This window comes from Amycolatopsis sp. NPDC005003 (assembly GCF_053600695.1).
In genome coordinates this window covers 34,959-53,563 of record NZ_JBSGAI010000043.1, presented here as the reverse complement: position 1 = coordinate 53,563, position 18,605 = coordinate 34,959, and the positions used below count along the sequence as shown (strand labels likewise).

Genomic DNA, 18,605 nt, shown 5'->3' with positions numbered 1-18,605 from the left:
CAAGTTGCAGAGGTTTCACTCGGTCGGGCGCGACCGAACGGGCGATGGTGACGCTGCGAAGTTTCACGCAGCGCCATCGGCCCTGATCAGGAGTTTCAGCCTCCCGTGCGGTAACGGTCCCGGGTGGATTGCAGCGCCTTCGTCGCCACCACACCGCTACCCGCGGCGACGATGATCGCGAAGACGTCCAGCGTCGGTCCCCCGGCCGTGAGCAACCAGGCGAACAGCGAAGCGGCGGTGGTACCGCCGGCAACGGCCCACCTGCTCTTCACGTACTGCGCGACCGGAGCACCCCCCGCCCGCTTACCCGCTGCGTTGTTCAGCAGCGCCAGATACCCCACATGGCCCAGCGCGGCCAGCACGCTCGCGAGCGCGACGATGACGGCGATGAGGTTCACGAGCCAGTCCATGACCCCAGTCTGCCTGCCGCGGGGCCGCCGGTGCCTCGGGGAAGTCCCCGAATTCGCCGCAACCGTTACCGGCCGAGCCGCCCGCGGCCCAGGTTCAGCAGCGCCATGGCGAGCTGACGGCCTTCCGGGCCGAGCTCGCGGTAGCGCGCGAGCACGTCCATCTCGCGGTTGTAGACGATGCGCGTGCCGCCGGCGGCCATCCGCGCGGCCCCGATCGTCTTGGACACCTCGACCCGGCGTTTGACCAGCCGCAGGATCTCCTTGTCCAGCCAGTCGATCTCCTCCCGGAGCGACGCGATGTCGTCGCCCGCGGGGGTGTGCTCGGCGGGCTGGCCGTCGGCGTTCGTCGCGTGTGCGTTCATCGGGACCTCTTTCTCGAAGCCCGGACCCGGCCCCAGGGACGGCGACAGCCCCGGGTCCGTGGACTCCGGGGCTGGCGTGATGGCGGTTCGGGCACTACGCGATCACGGGAGCCGGAGTCCGGATCCCGTAAAAAAATCGCTCTGCGTGGTGCCGCACACGGTCAGTATGGCACAGCGGCACCGGGCCGCTCCCGGAACGCGCGCACCCGGGCATGGACCAGGAGGCTCACCGCGAGCCAGAACAGCGGGAAGGCCGGCCAGAAGAAGCCGGCGCCCAGCACGACCCACCGGACGAGCACGACCACCGAGATCGCCACCACGACGGCGAGGTGGAGCCGCAGCGCGGGATGCCGCCGCAAGGCGTCCCGGGTGAGCGGGAAGCCGGGCCGTGGCGGCGCCGGCCGCGGCAGGTCGTGGGTGAGCGCGGTGAGTTCGTCGGTGAACCGGGCGGCGTAGACGTGGGTGAGGCGCTCTTCGACCTCTTCGAGGGTGAGCCGGCCTTCGGAACCGGCGTGCTGGACGGCCGTGGCGACGCGTTCCCGATCGGCGTCGGCGGCCCGGATGCGGGCGGGGCGGGTGTCTTCCATGTCGCCGATGCTCCGCGCGGGGGGCCGCCGGCGCGTCGGACGGCAGGCGACACCTCGCGGTACGCCCGGTGCCGTAGCCGTGTGCCGCGAGGTGAGTCCTCGCGCGCACGCCCGCTAGCGGGCATGCCCGCCCGCTCGCCCGCTCGCCCGCTCGCCCGCTCGCCCGCTCGCCCGCTCGCCCGCACGCCCGCACGCCCGCTGGCGCGCGAGGCCGTGCCCGGCTCGCGTCGGCACGCTGTGCCGCACTCCTGCCCACCCGGGGTAGCGTGGACCCACGATGGACACCCTCTTCGATCTCCCCGCCGCGACCCCTGTGCGCAAGCCCGCCGCCGGCGGGCAGGCCGAGCTGCTCGACGACCTCAACCCCGCCCAGCGCGAAGCCGTCACCCACGCCGGTGGCCCGCTGCTGGTGGTGGCGGGCGCGGGATCGGGCAAGACCCGGGTGCTGACCCGCCGGATCGCTTACCTGCTCGGCCAGCGCCGGGTGCACCCCGGCGAAATCATGGCGATCACGTTCACCAACAAGGCCGCCGCCGAAATGCGCGAGCGCGTCGCCGCGCTCGTCGGGCGCCGCGCGAACGCCATGTGGGTCTCGACGTTCCACTCGATGTGCGTGCGGATCCTGCGCCGCGAAGCCAAAACGCTCGACATGTCGTCGAGCTTCTCCATCTACGACTCCGACGACACCAAGCGGCTGATCACGTTGGTGGCACGGGATCTCGACATCGACCCGAAGCGCTACGCCGCCCGCACGCTCGCCGTGCACATCTCGAACCTGAAGAACGAGCTCACCGACCCGGAGACCGCGGCGGCGAACGCGGCCAACGACCTCGAGCGCCGCGTCGCCGAGGTCTACGTCGAATACCAGCGGCGGCTCAACCAGGCCAACGCCTTCGACTTCGACGACCTCATCATGCGCACGGTCTCGCTGCTGCAGACGTTCCCGGACGTCGCCGAGTACTACCGGCGGCGCTTCCGGCACGTGCTGGTCGACGAGTACCAGGACACGAACCACGCGCAGTACACGCTGGTCCGCGAGCTGGCCGGGACAGCGCCGAACGAAGCGGGCGTCGAGCCGGCCGAGCTGGTCGTCGTCGGTGACGCGGACCAGTCGATCTACGCCTTCCGCGGCGCGACGATCCGCAACATCGAGGAGTTCGAGCGGGACTTCCCGAACGCGCACACCATCCTGCTGGAGCAGAACTACCGCTCCACGCAGACGATCCTGAACGCGGCCAACGCCGTCATCGAGCGCAACCCGAATCGCCGGGCCAAGCGGCTGTGGACGGATTCGGGCGACGGCGAGAAGATCGTCGGTTACGTCGCGGACAACGACCACGACGAGGCCGCGTTCGTCGCGGGCGAGATCGACGCGCTGGCCGAGAAGGGCGAAGCCGACTACTCCGACGTCGCCGTCTTCTACCGCACCAACAACCAGTCCCGGGTCTTCGAAGAGATCTTCATCCGGCTCGGCCTGCCGTACAAGGTCGTCGGCGGCGTGCGGTTCTACGAGCGCCGCGAGGTCCGCGACATGATCGCGTACCTGCGGGTGCTGGCGAACCCCGAAGACACCGTCAGCCTGCGGCGCGTGCTGAACGTGCCCAAGCGCGGCATCGGCGATCGCGCGGAGGCGGTGGTGGCGACGCACGCCGAGCGCGAGCGGATCTCGTTCGCGCAGGCGCTGCGCGACGCCGTCGAGGGCAAGGTGCCGCTGCTGAACCCGCGCTCGGTCAAGGCGATCGGCGGGTTCGTGGCGATGCTCGACGAGCTGGGGACGCTGGTTTCCGACGGCGCCGAGGTGCACGACGTCCTGGAAGCCGTGCTGGACAAGACCGGCTACCGCGTCGAGCTCGAGGAGTCGGAGGACCCGCAGGACCACACGCGCGTGGAGAACCTGGACGAGCTCGTCACCGTGGCCCGTGAGTTCACCGAGATCACCGCCGAGGTCGTCGCGGACGAGAACGCCGAGCTGGTGGTCGAAGAAGGCGTCCCGGCGCCGGGCTCGCTGCCGGCCTTCCTCGAGCGCGTTTCACTGGTCGCGGACGCCGACTCGGTGCCGTCGCCCGACGGCGGCGAGGAAGGTGACGGCGGCGCGGGCGTGGTCACGCTGATGACCGTGCACACCGCGAAGGGCCTGGAGTACCCGGTGGTGTTCTGCACCGGTTGGGAGGACGGCGTCTTCCCGCACATGCGGGCGCTGGGCGACCCGACCGAGCTGGCCGAGGAGCGGCGGCTCGCGTACGTCGCCATCACCCGAGCCAGGAAGCGGCTGTACGTCTCGCGCGCGATCACGCGGTCGGCGTGGGGTCAGCCGTCGATGAACCCGGCTTCGCGGTTCCTCGACGAGCTGCCGCCGGACCTGGTCGACTGGCGGCGGCTGGAGCCGTCCAGCAGTGGCTTCGGCTCGTTCGGTTCCGGTTCGCGCGGCACCCCGCGGGCGGCGACCACCTGGGGCGGCCGCCGGTCTTCTTCGCCGTCTTCGTCGGGCACGCCGTCGTTCGGCAAGGGCTGGAAGGACACGGTGGCGCTGAAGCTCGACGTCGGCGACCGCGTCAGCCACGACAAGTACGGCCTCGGCACGGTGATCTCCTGCGACGGCGTCGGTCCGCGCGCGACGGCCACGATCGACTTCGGCCAGGCCGGCAAGGTCCGGCTGATGCTCATCGGCAGCGTCCCGATGGTGAAGCTCTAGCTCCCGCGCAACCCGTCCGAGTGAATCCGGCGGCGATCTCCCCGATCGCCGCCGGAATCGTCGTACCCACCCGGTACAACTGACCCCGTGATCGAACACAGGTTCGACGGAGGGGGTAGTGTGGTGTGGACGCGGTGCTGTTTGGGCTGTTGGCCGAAGGGGTACAGAAATACCTGCGAGGAGTCCTGGGGTCGACGGTTCCGGATCGGGGTCGGGAACCTGCGGGGGCTTCAGGAGATCCTTCGCGTGCGGGAGCGGAGGCGTGCCGGCTGGCCGCCGCTTGGCGAGCGCTGCTCAGGCAGCACGAGCTCGGCGCGGACGGGCGCTGTGTCACCTGCGGCCGGGGACGCCGCTGGACGACGAGGGCCCGGAGTGCCGCGCGTGTCCGCTCCGCGGGGGGCGCCGGGGGAGCGGTGCCCTGGGGCTGGCTGCCGGTCCGGCGGCCGGCGGAGCTGTGCACGGTGTGGCAGGTCGCCGTGGCCTACTTCATCCGGCGGTTGCCGGGTGGGCAGCGATAGGCGGTTGCGGGCGCTGAAGCGCCTGTGGGCGGTTCTTCCCGGCTCGGGAGTGGTTTCGGCCGTCCGGTGGTTTCCCGCGTGGCTCGGGGCGCTTCCGGTGGTGGGTGCGATCTGGCCGGAGATCTTCCGCACGGTCGGCGCACGCCGAGAAGTGGCTGTGCCGGATCCGCTCGATGCCGTCCGGTCGCCCGATGTCGTCCGGTCGCCTCTGCCGGAGCGCCGAGGCGTACCCGATCCGGGTGTTTGTGTTTGGCCGCCAATGGCCAACCTTGATCTTGTGACCGGTTTCAGCGCACGAGTGCCGCCTCGGCGGAGCGCGGGTTGTCAGCGCCCTGCGCCTTCGGTGGCTGCCTGCGGTGTCCCGGCCAAGGCAGGTGGTCGCCCGGTGGCCGGGTTTCCGTTGGTGGTGCGAGCTGCTCCGGGGGGAGGATCAGAGAACGATGCCGCGCTGGGCCAGCCAGGGCCGGGGGTCGATCTTCTTGGTGCCGTTCTGCCACACCTCGAAGTGCAGGTGCGGGCCGGTGCTCTGGCCGCGGTTGCCGATCTCGGCGATCTGCTGGCCGCACTTGACCTTCTGGCCCTCCTTGACGGAGAAGCTGTTCATGTGGCCGTAGACCTGGATCGTGCCGTCGTCGAGCTGGATCCGCACCCAGAGGCCGAAACCGCTGGCGGGGCCGGCCTCGATCACGGTGCCGTCGGAGGCCGCGTAGATCGGCGTGCCGATGGAGTTGGCGATGTCGATGCCGAGGTGGCTCGTGCCCCACCGGGCACCGAAGCCCGAGGTGAAGGTGCCGTGCGCGGGCAGGCAGGTCTTGGGGCGGTTGGCTTCTTCGGCGGCCTTCTTGGCGGCGTCGGCTTCACGCTGCTCGCGGGCCTGCGTGATGGAGGCGCTGTCGGCGAGCTTGGCGGCCTCGGCGGAGGCGTCGACGGTGTGGCCGGTCGGCAGGAGTTCGGGGGCACCCCCGGAGCCCGCACCTCCCGCGGTCAGCGAAGCGCTGGCGTCCTGGCTGTTGGCCAGCGGCGTGACGGCGGTGTTCGAGTCGGTGACCGTCTTGAGGGTCGATCCCGCAGCAGCGGCGGCGAACGCACCAGCCGCAACAGCGGCAACCACGACACGGCCGCGAAGGGCCGAAGAGGGCGGGGCGATGCGGTGCGCGCCCCGGACACGGACGACCGCGCCTTCGAGCGCGTCCTTCAGTGCCGGGGAAGGAGCTTGGCCGCCGGGGGAGCGGTGTGAAGCCAAGACAGGGCCTTCCATCGTCGGGGAGCCGGGTCGAGGACTGCGGGCGGGGGAACCCGGTGAGCCAACCTCGGGGGTGGTTTGCTCGGCGTCCTACTTCGTGACCTGACTGTAATGGGGACCCCGGGACAGTAACGAAGGGGTACCGCTGTCGGCAAGACGTGCCCCCGCAGTCGGCCGTTCGGGTGGAACCGGCACGGCGCTCACCTGTGGAAATCACCCAAAGTTAGAGGGGGTTTACGGCGTTCGGTGTGACTTCCCTTACAGGCTGAACGGATGGTGAACGTCCCCCGAAGGGCCCAACGGGGCACCTGAGGCGCCCGAAGCCCGGAATAACGAATTGCGGAGGAGGGTTTAAGCGCATCCGACGACTCGCGCCCTGCCGACACTCCAGGGCGTATCGAGCTTGCTAGCGTCGCGGGCAAGATGCCCCCACGCGCAGAGCCCCCCACCGGAAGCAACCCAGGCCCCCGCCGAGAACCCGAGGCCCGAGGTCCGGACAGAGCGGCCCAGGGCCCGTCGACGGCCAACCCGGCCAAGCCCGAGCCGGCCCCCGAAGGCCCAGGCCGAAGCGATCCGGCTCCAGACGCACCAACCCGGCCGGTGCCGGCCGCCAATGCCCCGGCGGCGGCATCCGAAAGCTCCGCCGGCTCCGCGGGTAGCGCCGCGGGCAAGGGCGGGTCGGGCGGTCCTTCGCGGCCCGGCCCGACCGCCGAGGGTGCGGCGGCGGTGTCCGGAAGTTCCACCGGCTCTGCGTCCTCGGGGCCCGAGGCGGCGCCCGAAAAATCCGCCGGATCCGACGCGCCGACGAGCCCCGTGCCCGCCTCGGGACGTGTACCCGGCGTGCCCGAAAACCCCGAAAACTCCCCGCGCAGTTCCACCAAACCGGCCTCTGCCACCTCCCGTCGAGCCGGCAGCCCCGCCCAGCCGCCCACCGCCACCCGGCGCACCTCCACGCCCTCCACCCCCACCCCCCGAACCGCACCCGGCGGCGACCCGGCCGAACCCTGGGCCGACGACACCCACCCCTCCAGCGCCCTGAAAGCCGCCCTCACCCTGGCCGCCCTCGGTGCCGTTGCCCTTGCCGTGGCCGCCTTTGTCCCCGTCTCGCCCGCCGCCGGGCCCGGGTTCGCCGGCTGGCCGTGGCTCGTTCTCCTCGCCCTCGGGCCCGTCGCCGCGGCCTGGTGGCTCGCCACCACCGGAAAGCCCGGCCTCGGCGGTGGTCTCGTGCTCGGCCTGGCCGCGCTCGCTCCCGGGCGGCTGGTCCTCGACCTGCAGTTCGCCGTCGACGGCCCGCTCGCCATCCGCCCCGAGCTCTACCTCGCCGACCGGTTCCTCGACAGCTCCGCCGTCGGCGGCGGGTTCTGGCTGCTCGTCGCCGGGCACCTCCTCACCGGGGCCGCCGGCGTGGTCGCCTGGCGGGCCCTCCGGAGCCACGACGAACCCGAACGGCGACGCTGGCGGCTGCTCGTCCCGCTGCTCGCCGTCGTCGCCGGGGCCGGGCTGCTCACCGCTCCCGTCCACTCCGACAACGGCTTCCTGCTCGCCCGGGCCGCCTTCGAAGGTCCCTGGCCCGCCCTCGGCGGGTACCTCCTCCTCGCCGCCGCCCTGCCGCTCGCCGCCGCGCTCGCGCTCGCCGCTCCGGCCGAGCACGTCGCCCGGGGTGCTCTCGCCGGGCTGGCGGCCGCCGCCTTCGCCGTCGCCGCGCCGCCCGTTCTCGCCGGGCTCTTCCGGGACGATCTGCACGTCACCTGGGGCCCCTCGCTCGCTATCGTCGCGACGGCGATCATCGCCGGGCTGGCGGGGACGCGGCTCACCGAAAGCGCCAAAAAGGCCGAAACCGGCAACGCCGAGCTTCCCGGCCTCTTCTGGTGGCGGCTCACCACCGGCCTGCTCGGCCTCGCCACCGCGCTCGCCGCGCTCATCGGCGCCTTCGCCCCGCAGGTCGCCGTCACCGCGCTGAACCCGGGCGCCGCCGCGCCCGTCAGCGTCGCCGCCGACAGCCCCGCCCGCTGGTTCCTGCTCGTCGCCGCGGTCGTGCTCGCCGTTCCCGCCGCGCTCGTGCTCGTCCCGAAGACCGCCGCCGTCGCGCGGCCGGTGCTCGGGGTGGCCTGGGCCGGGATCGTCCTGGCCGGCACGGCCGTCCTCAACACCGCTCTCACCGCCACCCAGGCCGGCAACCTCGCCGGCTTCGGGGGCACGGCCGCCCCCGTCTTCACCTACGACCTCGGTGCCGGCGCCGCCTGGACGTTCGCCGCGCTCGTGCTCGCCGCGCTGGCCGCGCTCGCCGCCGCCGGCACCGGCGTCGTCGAACGTGAAGACGCCGGCGAAGGCGCGGCCCGAAGCACCGTGCTCACTCCCGTCGCGGCCGGGGCGATCCTGGCCGTCGCCGCGTTCGGGCTGCCCGTCTTCGCCGTCCCCGGCTACGTCGCCGCCGGCCTCTGGTCCCACCTGGACACCCCGTCGTGGGGGCTGCTGACCGCCGCTGTGGTCGTCGTCGGCGCCGCCGCGCTCGCGACGCGGTCCCGGCCGAAACCCGCCGCCGCTCTGCTCACCGGCGCCGCCCTGCTCACCGCGCTGCACGCGGCCGAGCTCCCGCTCGTCGGCGGCTCGCTGGGCGACGCCGGCCCGGCCGCCGGGTTCTGGGTCGCGCTCGCCGCCACGGCCGCGCTGCTGCTCGCCGCCGGCATGGCCGCCGGTCTCGGGGGACGCCGTGGGTCGTGAGCGCCTCCGGGTGCTGCTCGTGGAGTTCGCCAGGCCCGATCCGGCCGCCGTCGCGCTGGCCCGCGTGCTGCGTGACGAAGGCATGGAAGTCGTCCACGCCGGCCCGCTGGACACCCTCGAGCAGCTCCGCGGCATTGCCGAACAAGAGGACCCGGACGCCGTCGGCGTGCTCGGCGAGGGACCGCCGCCCGGGCTCGCCGAAGCGTTGAACGGCGTTCGCGTCTTCGCCGGCGGCGACCTCGCGGACCCCGGAAAAGCCGTGGAACGGTTGCGCGGTGGGCGGTCTCACACCGCGGACGCACCGTCTGACCGCGCACGGTGACCGACTTCACCAGGTGCGGAGTCCCCTGCGTCTGCGCAGGTCGCTAACCTCGACTGGTCCGACAGCGCGGTCCGGCAACGGACCACCACAGTGGCGTGTCGTCAGGAGACTGGAGTAGTGGACCTCTACGAGTACCAGGCGAGGGATCTCTTCGCCGCCCACGGAGTACCGGTTCTGCCGGGCTCGGTGGCTAGCACCCCCGAAGAAGCCAAGACCGCCGCGGAGCAGATCGGCAACCAGGTCGTCGTCAAGGCGCAGGTGAAGGTCGGCGGCCGCGGGAAGGCGGGCGGCGTCAAGCTGGCCCAGACGCCGGACGAGGCGAAGGAGAAGGCGGAAGCCATCCTCGGCCTCGACATCAAGGGCCACATCACGCGTCGCGTGCTGGTGGCCGAAGCCTCGGACATCGCGTCCGAGTACTACTTCTCCTTCCTGCTGGACCGCGCGAACCGCACGTTCCTGGCGATGGCGTCCTCCGAGGGCGGCATGGAGATCGAGCAGCTCGCGGTCGAACGCCCCGAAGCGCTCGCGAAGATCCCGGTCGACGCGATCGCCGGTGTCGACAAGGCGAAGGCGCTCGAGATCCTCAAGGCCGGCCACTTCCCGGCCGACATCATCGACGAAGCCGCCGACGTCGTGGTGAAGCTCTGGGAGACCTTCGTCTCCGAGGACGCCACCCTGGTCGAGGTCAACCCGCTGGTCCGCGACCCGCAGGACAAGATCATCGCCCTCGACGGCAAGGTCACCCTCGACGAGAACGCGGACTTCCGCCAGCCGGGCCACGAGGCCCTGGTGGACAAGGAAGCGGAGAACCCGCTGGAGGCGAAGGCCAAGGCCAAGAACCTCAACTACGTCAAGCTCGACGGCCAGGTCGGCATCATCGGCAACGGCGCGGGCCTGGTCATGTCCACTTTGGACGTCGTGGCGTACGCGGGCGAGAAGCACGGCGGCGTGAAGCCGGCGAACTTCCTCGACATCGGCGGCGGCGCGTCGGCGGAGGTCATGGCGGCCGGGCTGGACGTCATCCTCAACGACACCGACGTCAAGAGCGTCTTCGTCAACGTCTTCGGCGGCATCACCGCCTGCGACGCGGTGGCGAACGGCATCGTCGAGGCCCTGAAGATCCTGGGCGACGAGGCCACCAAGCCGCTGGTCGTCCGCCTGGACGGCAACAACGTCGTCGAGGGTCGCCAGATCCTGGCCGACGCGAACCACCCGCTGGTCACCGTGGTGGACACAATGGACAACGCGGCCGACAAGGCTGCCGAGCTCGCCGCGGCAGGTGCGTGAGATGTCGATCTTCCTGAACGAGAACAGCAAGGTCATCGTCCAGGGGCTCACCGGCTCCGAGGGCATGAAGCACGCCACCAAGATGCTGAAGTCCGGCACGAACATCGTGGGTGGCGTCAACGCCCGCAAGGCCGGCCAGACCGTCACCATCGAGGGCAAGGACCTCAAGGTCTTCGGCACCGTCGAAGAGGCGATCAAGGAGACCGGCGCCGACGTGTCGGTCATCTTCGTCCCGCCGAAGTTCGCCAAGGACGCGGTCCTCGAGGCGATCGACGCCGAGATCCCGCTCGCCGTGGTGATCACCGAGGGCATCCCGGTGCACGACTCGGCCTACTTCTGGGCCCACGCCGTCGCCAAGGGCAACACGACCCGGATCATCGGCCCGAACTGCCCCGGCGTGATCAGCCCGGGCAAGTCGAACGCCGGCATCATCCCGGCCGACATCACCGGCCCCGGCTCCATCGGCCTCGTGTCGAAGTCCGGCACGCTGACCTACCAGATGATGTACGAGCTGCGGGACATCGGTTTCTCGACCGCGGTCGGCATCGGCGGTGACCCGATCATCGGCACCACGCACATCGACGCCCTCGAGGCGTTCGAGGCGGACCCCGAGACCAAGGTCATCGTGATGATCGGCGAGATCGGCGGCGACGCCGAAGAGCGCGCCGCGGCCTACATCAAGGAGAACGTGACCAAGCCGGTCGTCGGCTACGTCGCGGGCTTCACCGCGCCCGAGGGCAAGACCATGGGCCACGCGGGCGCCATCGTCTCCGGCTCCTCCGGCACGGCCGCCGCGAAGAAGGAGGCCCTCGAGGCCGCCGGCGTCAAGGTCGGCAAGACCCCGAGCGAGACCGCCGTCCTCGCGCGTGAGCTGTACAACAACCTGGGCTGACCCCGGGAAGTAACTCCTGGTAGGGCCGGGCACCCACACGGGTGGCCGGCCCTACTTCGTTCCGGTATGAAACCGGGCGAGGTATTCACACGTCTGGTGGGCTGGCGGCCGCGGAGTGCGCTAGCGTTCTGCGCACACCAGCCGCCTCGTCTTTCCCCGGGCGCCCGTGCGCGTCCGGGGTGCCGGTCGAACCGACAGGAGTGCATCCGATGACCTTCCCCAGCGGTGGGCCCGGCTACCCCCAGCAGGGTGGCGGCCAGCAGCCCCCCGGACCGCCGTCCAGTGGCTTCCCGGCGCAGCAGCCGCCGCATTCGCACCAGGCGTCCTCCGGTGGCGCGGGCCTGCCGCAGAACCTGCCGCTGCTGCTCGCCCTGGTCGTCGCCGGCCTCGGCCTCGTGCAGTACTTCCTCGGCTTCTCCGACAACGGCGAAGTCGGCCTCGGCGGCACGTTCCTGCTCGGCGGCGGCCTGCTCGCCGCGATGACCGCGCTGCCCAAGGGCCCGAAGACGCTGCCGTTCGCGGCGCTGTTCAGCGTCCTCGGCGCCCTCGAGGTCCTGGACACCCTCGTCGGCATGCAGACCTCGCCCGGCATCGTCACCGTCATCCTGATCCTGGGCATCCTGCAGATGCTCGTCGCGGTCGGCGCGCTGCTGATCGCCCACGACGTCATCAAGCCGCCGTCGCCGAAGCCCGCCGCGCCGTCCTACGGCGGCCAGTACGGCCAGCCGGGCCAGCAGCAGTTCGGCCAGCCCGGCCAGCAGGGACAGCAGTTCGGCCAGCAGCAGCCGGGGCCGGTCGCCCCGACCGGGGAGCCGTCGGCGCCGTTCTCGCAGCCGGGCCAGTACGGCTCGCCGAACCCGCCGTCGACCACGCCGCCGCCGGGGCCGCAGGCCACCCTGTACGCCCCGCAGCAGGGCCAGTTCTTCCAGCAGCCGCCGCCGGAGAACCCGGGCACGCCGCCCGGGGGCTTCGGCAAGACGAACTGACGCAGCCCCCTCTCGGGCACCCGCTGTGACGCTCCGTGTCACAGCGGGTGTTTCGCGTCCGGGCCGACCCGACCGGGTGAGCTCGCTCGCCCGGCGGCGGCGTGGCTCACCCGGACGGAGCAGCCCGGATGTCAGGGTGCGGATCATGGACGTGCTCGCCGACGAAACCCACCCGCCGGGTGACGACGTGGGCGCGCCCGGGCCCGCCCCGGCGTCACGGACGCGCGTGCTGGTCGCCGCCGCCCTCGGTCCGCTGGTCACCGGCTACACGGCCGTCGCGACCGTGCTGGTCCTGGTCGCCCTCACCGCGGGCCGCGCCGCCTTCTCCGACACCGGGGTGCTGCTGGCCTCGGGGCCCGGCTGGCTCGCCGCGCACCAGGTGCGCCTCGGCATCGGCGGCCACCCGCTCGGGGTGCTGCCGCTGCTGCCGACGCTGGGCGTGCTCGCGCTGGCCGCGCGGACGGCGTCCGGTGCCACCCGGCGCCTCGGCTGCCGCTCGTTCCGCGAAGCCCGGCCGGTGCTGCTCTCGATCACCGGCGCGCACGCGGTGTTCGGGCTGGTCATCGCGCTCTGCGCGCAGGGTTCGGCGGTGACGGCGAACCCCGCGGTCGCCTTCGCCGTGCCGGGCCTGCTCGCCGGCGCGGCTTCGGCCGCCGGCGTCATCCGGTCGTGCGGGCTGCCGGACGCCGTCGCGGACCGCCTCGACCCGCTCGCGCTGCGCGGGGTCCGCGTCGGCGCGATGGGCCTGGCCGTCCTGGTGGCCTGCGGTGCCGCCGTCTTCACCGTCGCGACCGGGCTCTCCTGGGCCACGGTGTCCGACACCTACGCGCCCGGGCTCGGCACCAGTGCGGGCCTCTTCCTGCTCTCGCTGCTGTACCTGCCGAACGCCGTTACGGCGACGCTGTCGTTCATCACCGGGCCCGGGTTCTCGATCGGGCCGCTCACCGTCGGCATGTTCGGCTACCGCGGTGGCGCCGTGCCCGGCGTCCCCCTGCTCGGCGGCCTGCCCGCGCAGCACGCGGCCTGGTGGCCGGCGCTGCTGGTGCTGCCCGCCGCGACCGGCGCGCTGGCCGGCTGGACGCTGCGCAAGGCCGATGCCGATCCGGCGCAGCGCATCCGCGCGGTCGCGGTCGCCGGGGCCGTCGTCGCGTTCGGCTGCGTCGTGCTGGGCACGCTGGCCGGCGGACGCCTCGGCGACGGCCCGTTCGACCCGGTGAGCGTCCCGGTCGGCGTCGCCTCGGTCGTCGCGTTCTGCTGGATCGTCATCCCGGGTTCGTTCGTCGCGTTCTTCGCGGGCGAGCACGAGCCGCCCGCGCCGCCGCCCGAAGCACTCGAAGAGAACGAAGCCTTCGAGGACGCCGAAGCCGTCGACCCCGAAGAAGCATCCGAAGCCGTCGAGGAGCTCGAAGCGGCCGAAGCCACCGAAGAGCTCTCCGAAGAGGACGAAGGGATTTCCGTCGAGGACGCGGAGTTCGAAGCCGAGGCCGACGCCGAACTGGGTCTCGACGAACCGGCCGGCAGCGTCCCCGAGACCGGCGACGCTGTGACCGGAGGCACCGAGACCTGCGGCGACGTCGAGCCGGCCGAGGGCGACCGTTAGGGTTTACGTGACCTGGTGAAGCGCCGTGCGCCCGGCTGCGCACCGCCCGCGGCAAGGAGCCCGCTCTGTCTCAACGGTTGGAGCTGCCCACCCCGGTGAAGCTCGTCGTCCTCGCGTCGGGCTCCGGCACCCTCCTGCAGGCGGTGCTGGACGCCACCGGGCGGTCCGGCTTCCCGGCCAAGGTCGTCGCCGTCGGCGCCGACCGCACCGGCATCGAAGCCCTCACCCGCGCCGAGCGCCTGAGCATCCCCTCGTTCACCGTCCGCGTCGCCGACCACCCGGACCGCGCCGCCTGGGACAAGGCGCTCACCGAAGCCGTCGCGGCGTACCGCCCCGACCTGGTGGTCTCCGCCGGTTTCATGAAGATTCTCGGCGAGCAGTTCCTCGGCCGCTTCACGGTGATCAACACGCACCCGGCGCTGCTGCCGTCCTTCCCCGGGATGCACGCGGTCCGCGACGCGCTCGAAGCCGGTGTCAAGGTCACCGGCTCGACCGTGCACTTCGCGGACGCCGGGGTCGACACCGGGCCGATCATCGCCCAGGAGGCGGTCGTCGTGGAGAGCGACGACGACGAAGACGTCCTGCACGAACGGATCAAGGCCGTCGAACGCAGGCTGCTGGTGGAAACGATCGAGCGACTCGGCCGCGGTGGCTGCACCGTGGACGGACGAAAGGTGACATTTCGTGAGCACTGACCTGGGACGGCGCCCGGTCCGCCGGGCGCTGATCGGCGTCTCGGACAAGGCGGGCCTCCTGGACCTCGCGACCGGCCTGCACGCGGCCGGCGTCGAGATCGTCTCCACCGGCGGGACGGCGAAGGCGATCGCCGACGCCGGGGTCCCGGTCACGCCGGTCGAGCAGGTCACCGGCTTCCCGGAGTCCCTGGACGGGCGCGTGAAGACGCTGCACCCGAACGTGCACGCCGGGCTGCTGGCCGACCAGGGCAACCCCGACCACGTCGAGCAGCTGCGCAAGCTGGACATCGCGGCGTTCGACCTGCTGGTCGTGAACCTGTACCCGTTCGCGCAGACCGTCGCCTCCGGCGCGAGCCCCGAAGACTGCGTGGAGAACATCGACATCGGCGGCCCGGCCATGGTCCGCGCGGCCGCGAAGAACCACGGCAGCGTCGCGGTCGTCGTCGATCCGGCGAGCTACGGCTGGGTGCTCGAGCGCGTCGCCGACGGCGGCTTCGAGTTCGAGGACCGCAAGCGCCTCGCAGCTCGGGCGTACGCGCACACGGCGGCGTACGACACTGCTGTCGCGTCCTGGTTCGCCAGCGCGTACGCGCCCGCGGATGACGCCGGCTTCCCGGACTTCCTGGGCGCCACCTGGGAGCGCGCCGACGTCCTGCGCTACGGCGAGAACCCGCACCAGAAGGCCGCGCTGTACAAGAGCCAGAACCCGGGCCTGGCGCACGCGGAGCAGCTGCACGGCAAGGCCATGTCCTACAACAACTACGTCGACACCGACGCCGCCCGCCGCGCCGCCTTCGACTTCGACGCGCCCGCCGTCGCGATCATCAAGCACGCCAACCCGTGCGGCATCGCGATCGGCGCGGACATCGCCGAGGCGCACCGCAAGGCGCACGCGTGCGACCCGGTTTCGGCCTACGGCGGCGTCATCGCGACGAACCGGCCGGTCAGCCGTGAGGCCGCCGAGCAGATCGCCGAGGTCTTCACCGAGGTCGTGCTGGCCCCGGACTTCGACGCCGAAGCCCTCGAAATCCTGCAGCGCAAGAAGAACATCCGCCTGCTGAAGCTGCCGGCGGCCCCGGCGTTCCCGGTCGAGTTCCGGCCGATCTCCGGCGGCGTCCTCCTGCAGACGGTCGACGCGATCGACGCGGACGGCGACGACCCGGCCAACTGGACGCTGGCCACCGGCGCCGCGGCCGACGAGCAGACCCTGCGCGACCTCGAGTTCGCGTGGCGCTCACTGCGCGCGGTCAAGTCCAACGCCATCCTGCTGGCCGCCGACGGCGCGACCGTCGGCGTCGGCATGGGCCAGGTGAACCGGGTCGACTCGTCGCGGCTCGCGGTGGCCCGCGCGGGTGACCGGGCCAAGGGCTCGGTCGGCGCGTCGGACGCGTTCTTCCCGTTCCCGGACGGCCTGGAGGTGCTGGTCGAGGCGGGGGTCCGCGCGATCGTGCAGCCCGGCGGCTCGGTCCGCGACGCCGAGGTCATCGCGGCCGCGGAGAAGGCGGGCGTCACCATGTACCTGACGGGGACCCGCCACTTCGCGCACTGACCGCTTCCGGGGGCTCCGGAGCGAAGCCCCGGATGTCACTGACCCGCGCTTCGAGAGGGAGGGCTCGATGCAGCAACCGCCGTACGGCCAAGGTCAGCAGGGGTACCCGGGCTACCCGCAGCAGCAGCCCGGGTACCCGCCGCAGCAGGGTTACCCACAGCAGCCCGGGTACCCGCAGCAGCCGGGTTACCCGCCGCCCGGGTACCCGCCCGCCGGGTACGGCGCGGCGGTGCCGCCGCCGAAGAAGAAGCGGACCGGGTTGATCCTCGGCGTCATCGGCGGCGTCGTCGTGCTGCTCGGCGCGGGCATCCCGCTGGGCACCACGGCGGCCGACTACTACGCGAGCACCGGCGCGGCGCCGTCGTCGTCGCCGGTGCCCGCCGAGTGCCAGGTCCCGGCGCCGGTGCTGGAACAGGCGGGCTTCCCGAGCTTCGTCCTGGCCGGCCAGGGCACCCAGGACCTGCCGGGCATCAAGCAGCAGGGCTGCAGCTGGAAGCCGGGGCCGGACGAGAACGTCCGCGACGCCACCATGCACGTCCAGATCACGCGGTACTCCGGGGAAAGCGCGCGCGAGCAGGCGAGCGACCTGTTCCAGCCGAAGGCGCCGCCGATCCCGCCGACGGAAGTGCGCGGCATCGGCGACAAGGCGCTCCTGGTCCGGCTCGCCACCGGCAGCGCGTTCAGCGGCTCCGAACTGCACGTGCTGAAGGGCACGACCGTCGTCGTCCTCGAGGTGTCCGGCTGGGACAAGGGGTTCTTCACGAACTCGCCGATGCCGCAGGAGGAGACCGACGCCGCCGTGAAGGCGGTCGGCGCGGAGATCGTCAAGAAGCTGCCGCGCTAAGCGGGCGCGGGCAGCGTCCGGCACAGCGCGGCCGGGAACTTCGGCTCGGCCGCGCGGATCTCCGCGCAGCCGGCGGACCGCGTCCGCACGAACGACGTCCACCCCGTTTCGCTCCAGCGAAAAGCGGTGCGGGACGGCGGCTCGGCTTGGAGCTGCGGGACGTCGAGGATCAGCCAGCCCGGCTCGCAGGCGCGGGTGGTGCCGGGGCTCGCGGCGCCGGCGGCGGACACCGCGGCGCCGATCCACGCGGGGTCGCAGTGGTCGGCGGGCGGGGCGCAGGCGCCCTGGCTGTTGCAGTGGCCCCAGCCGGCGCCGAGCTTGTGCCAGGCGTTGCCGGTGTCGGCGTTGAGGATGACCGTCCGGTCCGCGACCGGGTCCGCCGTCGTCAGCCGCAGCTCCGCGGGCACCTTGTCCTGGCAGCCGCCCGCGGCGGGGCGGGTCGAGTAGACGACGTCGGCGCGGATGTCGGTCTTCGCCTCCACGACCTGCTCGATCCGCGGCTCGCGGACGCAGCCGGGGTCCTTGCCGGGCAACGCGACCTGCACGAAGAGGCTGCGGTCGTCCGGACCGGGGCGGATCCCGGTGACGTCGGCGCGGAACGAACGCCACTGGGCGCCGATGGTCGTCGGTGCCGTGGCCGCGGCCGTGGAACCGGGCACCCCGCAGCCGGCCACCGCGGCGGTGGCTCCGGCCGCGGCGAGCGCGCAGGCGACCGCGCGGATCGGCCGTCTCCGCGGTTCGGTCATCGCCACCCCCAAAGTCCACCGGGGAATCTAGCCGACGCCGCAGCGTCAGTCGGCCGGACCGGGTTTTTCGCTGAGGGTGACGTCCTTCTCCAGGTAGACCGCGCCGCGGATGTGGCCGTCGACGGGCCGCATTTCGGTGAGCCGGTAGCCGGCCCGCTGGTACAGCGCGATGTTGCGGGCGCTGCGCGCGCCGGTGAAGAGGGCGAACCGGCGGGCTTCGGCGGGCGCCTGCGCTTCGGCGTGGGCGAGCAGCCGCCGGCCCAGCCCGCGCCCGGCGAGGTCCGGCGCGACCATCAGCCTGCCGAGTTCCCAGCGGTCGCCGTCGAGGCGGGCGCGCACGGCGCCGACCAGCCGGTGGTCCTGGCGCAGCACCCAGACCGACCACGTCTTCGTCCAGTCGCGCACGTCTTCGAGGGTTTCGTGCAGCGCGGGGATGTCGAGGGTTTCGTTGAGGACGGCCTCCTGGACCCAGCAGCAGCGCTGGAGGACGAGCAGTTCCGGGACGTCTTCGGGGCGGGCGTCGGTGAGCTCCACGCCGTCTGTCTAGTGACCGGACCCGGCGCGGGCAACTTCATTACCTTGGCGGGGGTGAACCTGCGCGACGCTCTCGACGCCCCCGGCTTCGCCCCGCTGCCGTCCCGGGCCCGGACCCTGCTGGAAACGCTGGCCGCGCCGCCGCGGCTGGGAGCGCACCTGCGGGTGGTGCACGACGTCGCGGTCACGCTCACCGGGTGGGTGGGGCCGAAGGTGGACGTCCCGGCCGTGTTGTTCGGCGCGGCCACGCACGACATCGGGAAGATCCGGCACCCCGAGGAGCTGTCCGGCCCGGGATCGGCGCACGAACTCGCCGGGTACGCGTTGCTGCTTTCGATGGGGGTCGAGGAGGAGCTGGCGCGGTTCGCGCGGACGCACGGTTCTTGGGACGCGCCGGACGTCACCTTCGAAGACCTGCTCGTCACCTTGGCCGACAAGGTGTGGAAGGGAAAGCGGCTGCCGGAGCTGGAGCAGCGGGTCGCTTCGCGGCTCGGCGGGGAGCAGTGGGAGACGTTCCTGGCCCTCGACGACGAGCTCGAGCGGATCACTTCCGGCGCCGATGAGCGCCTGGCTTTCCAAGCCGCGTACCCCACTAGTGGGTGACTTGACACCCCGGG

General features: G+C 72.4%; 17 protein-coding genes. 11 read left to right on the top strand and 6 right to left on the bottom strand.

Going from position 1 to position 18,605, the window contains the following annotated elements; translation table 11 throughout:
- Nucleotides 1-95: 95 nt before the first annotated feature.
- From ACWED2_RS37555 to ACWED2_RS37545, 3 genes are all read right to left on the bottom strand, one after another.
- Nucleotides 96-410: a hypothetical protein gene (locus tag ACWED2_RS37555; RefSeq protein WP_086844131.1), complete on the bottom strand. Its 315-nt coding sequence runs from the start codon at nt 408-410 to the stop codon at nt 96-98.
- A 65-nt stretch (nt 411-475) separates the two neighbouring features.
- Complete coding sequence (locus ACWED2_RS37550; protein WP_354825454.1) at nt 476-772, bottom strand: chorismate mutase; 297 nt, start codon at nt 770-772, stop codon at nt 476-478.
- 161 nt (nt 773-933) lie between these two features.
- A complete protein-coding gene (locus ACWED2_RS37545; protein WP_449695272.1) occupies nt 934-1,359 on the bottom strand; it encodes a DUF1707 SHOCT-like domain-containing protein in 426 nt (141 codons plus the stop codon).
- Nucleotides 1,360-1,636: 277 nt separating this feature from the next.
- Here ACWED2_RS37545 and pcrA point away from each other — a divergent pair, with 277 nt between their 5' ends.
- Nucleotides 1,637-4,051, top strand: coding sequence for a DNA helicase PcrA (pcrA, locus tag ACWED2_RS37540; RefSeq protein WP_449695271.1), 2,415 nt, complete (start codon nt 1,637-1,639; stop codon nt 4,049-4,051).
- A 948-nt stretch (nt 4,052-4,999) separates the two neighbouring features.
- Here pcrA and ACWED2_RS37535 read toward each other — a convergent pair.
- Nucleotides 5,000-5,680 carry a M23 family metallopeptidase gene (locus ACWED2_RS37535; protein ID WP_449695270.1) on the bottom strand — a complete coding sequence of 227 codons (681 nt, stop codon included), beginning with the start codon at nt 5,678-5,680 and terminating at the stop codon, nt 5,000-5,002.
- A 945-nt stretch (nt 5,681-6,625) separates the two neighbouring features.
- Between ACWED2_RS37535 and ACWED2_RS37530 the strand changes: the two genes are divergently transcribed.
- The 9 genes from ACWED2_RS37530 to ACWED2_RS37490 all read left to right on the top strand — a co-directional run bounded on the left by ACWED2_RS37530 (nt 6,626) and on the right by ACWED2_RS37490 (nt 16,708).
- Nucleotides 6,626-8,533: a hypothetical protein gene (locus ACWED2_RS37530; protein ID WP_449695269.1), complete on the top strand. Its 1,908-nt coding sequence runs from the start codon at nt 6,626-6,628 to the stop codon at nt 8,531-8,533.
- A complete protein-coding gene (locus ACWED2_RS37525; protein ID WP_449695268.1) occupies nt 8,523-8,855 on the top strand; it encodes a hypothetical protein in 333 nt (110 codons plus the stop codon). Before ACWED2_RS37530 ends, ACWED2_RS37525 begins: the two co-directional genes overlap by 11 nt.
- A gap of 117 nt (nt 8,856-8,972) precedes the next feature.
- Complete coding sequence (gene sucC / locus ACWED2_RS37520; RefSeq protein WP_449695267.1) at nt 8,973-10,142, top strand: ADP-forming succinate--CoA ligase subunit beta; 1,170 nt, start codon at nt 8,973-8,975, stop codon at nt 10,140-10,142.
- Nucleotide 10,143: 1 nt separating this feature from the next.
- Nucleotides 10,144-11,034 (top strand): succinate--CoA ligase subunit alpha, encoded by an 891-nt coding sequence (sucD, locus tag ACWED2_RS37515; RefSeq protein ID WP_449695266.1) that lies wholly within the window; start codon nt 10,144-10,146, stop codon nt 11,032-11,034.
- Nucleotides 11,035-11,243: 209 nt separating this feature from the next.
- Nucleotides 11,244-12,020 (top strand): DUF5336 domain-containing protein, encoded by a 777-nt coding sequence (locus ACWED2_RS37510; RefSeq protein ID WP_449695265.1) that lies wholly within the window; start codon nt 11,244-11,246, stop codon nt 12,018-12,020.
- Between the two features lie 136 nt (nt 12,021-12,156).
- Nucleotides 12,157-13,620 carry a cell division protein PerM gene (locus ACWED2_RS37505; RefSeq protein ID WP_449695264.1) on the top strand — a complete coding sequence of 488 codons (1,464 nt, stop codon included), beginning with the start codon at nt 12,157-12,159 and terminating at the stop codon, nt 13,618-13,620.
- A 77-nt stretch (nt 13,621-13,697) separates the two neighbouring features.
- Nucleotides 13,698-14,315: a phosphoribosylglycinamide formyltransferase gene (purN, locus tag ACWED2_RS37500; RefSeq protein WP_361082235.1), complete on the top strand. Its 618-nt coding sequence runs from the start codon at nt 13,698-13,700 to the stop codon at nt 14,313-14,315.
- Complete coding sequence (gene purH / locus ACWED2_RS37495) at nt 14,305-15,864, top strand: bifunctional phosphoribosylaminoimidazolecarboxamide formyltransferase/IMP cyclohydrolase (RefSeq protein WP_449695263.1); 1,560 nt, start codon at nt 14,305-14,307, stop codon at nt 15,862-15,864. Before purN ends, purH begins: the two co-directional genes overlap by 11 nt.
- A gap of 67 nt (nt 15,865-15,931) precedes the next feature.
- A complete protein-coding gene (locus ACWED2_RS37490) occupies nt 15,932-16,708 on the top strand; it encodes a hypothetical protein (RefSeq protein WP_449695262.1) in 777 nt (258 codons plus the stop codon).
- Here the strand turns inward: ACWED2_RS37490 and ACWED2_RS37485 are convergent.
- Together ACWED2_RS37485 and ACWED2_RS37480 are read right to left on the bottom strand one after the other, a co-directional pair.
- Nucleotides 16,705-17,454 carry a hypothetical protein gene (locus ACWED2_RS37485; protein ID WP_449695261.1) on the bottom strand — a complete coding sequence of 250 codons (750 nt, stop codon included), beginning with the start codon at nt 17,452-17,454 and terminating at the stop codon, nt 16,705-16,707. The two genes, ACWED2_RS37490 and ACWED2_RS37485, sit on opposite strands and share 4 nt — an antisense overlap.
- A gap of 45 nt (nt 17,455-17,499) precedes the next feature.
- Nucleotides 17,500-17,988 carry a GNAT family N-acetyltransferase gene (locus ACWED2_RS37480; protein ID WP_449695260.1) on the bottom strand — a complete coding sequence of 163 codons (489 nt, stop codon included), beginning with the start codon at nt 17,986-17,988 and terminating at the stop codon, nt 17,500-17,502.
- Nucleotides 17,989-18,042: 54 nt separating this feature from the next.
- Here ACWED2_RS37480 and ACWED2_RS37475 point away from each other — a divergent pair, with 54 nt between their 5' ends.
- Nucleotides 18,043-18,591: an HD domain-containing protein gene (locus tag ACWED2_RS37475; protein WP_449695259.1), complete on the top strand. Its 549-nt coding sequence runs from the start codon at nt 18,043-18,045 to the stop codon at nt 18,589-18,591.
- Nucleotides 18,592-18,605: the final 14 nt, after the last annotated feature.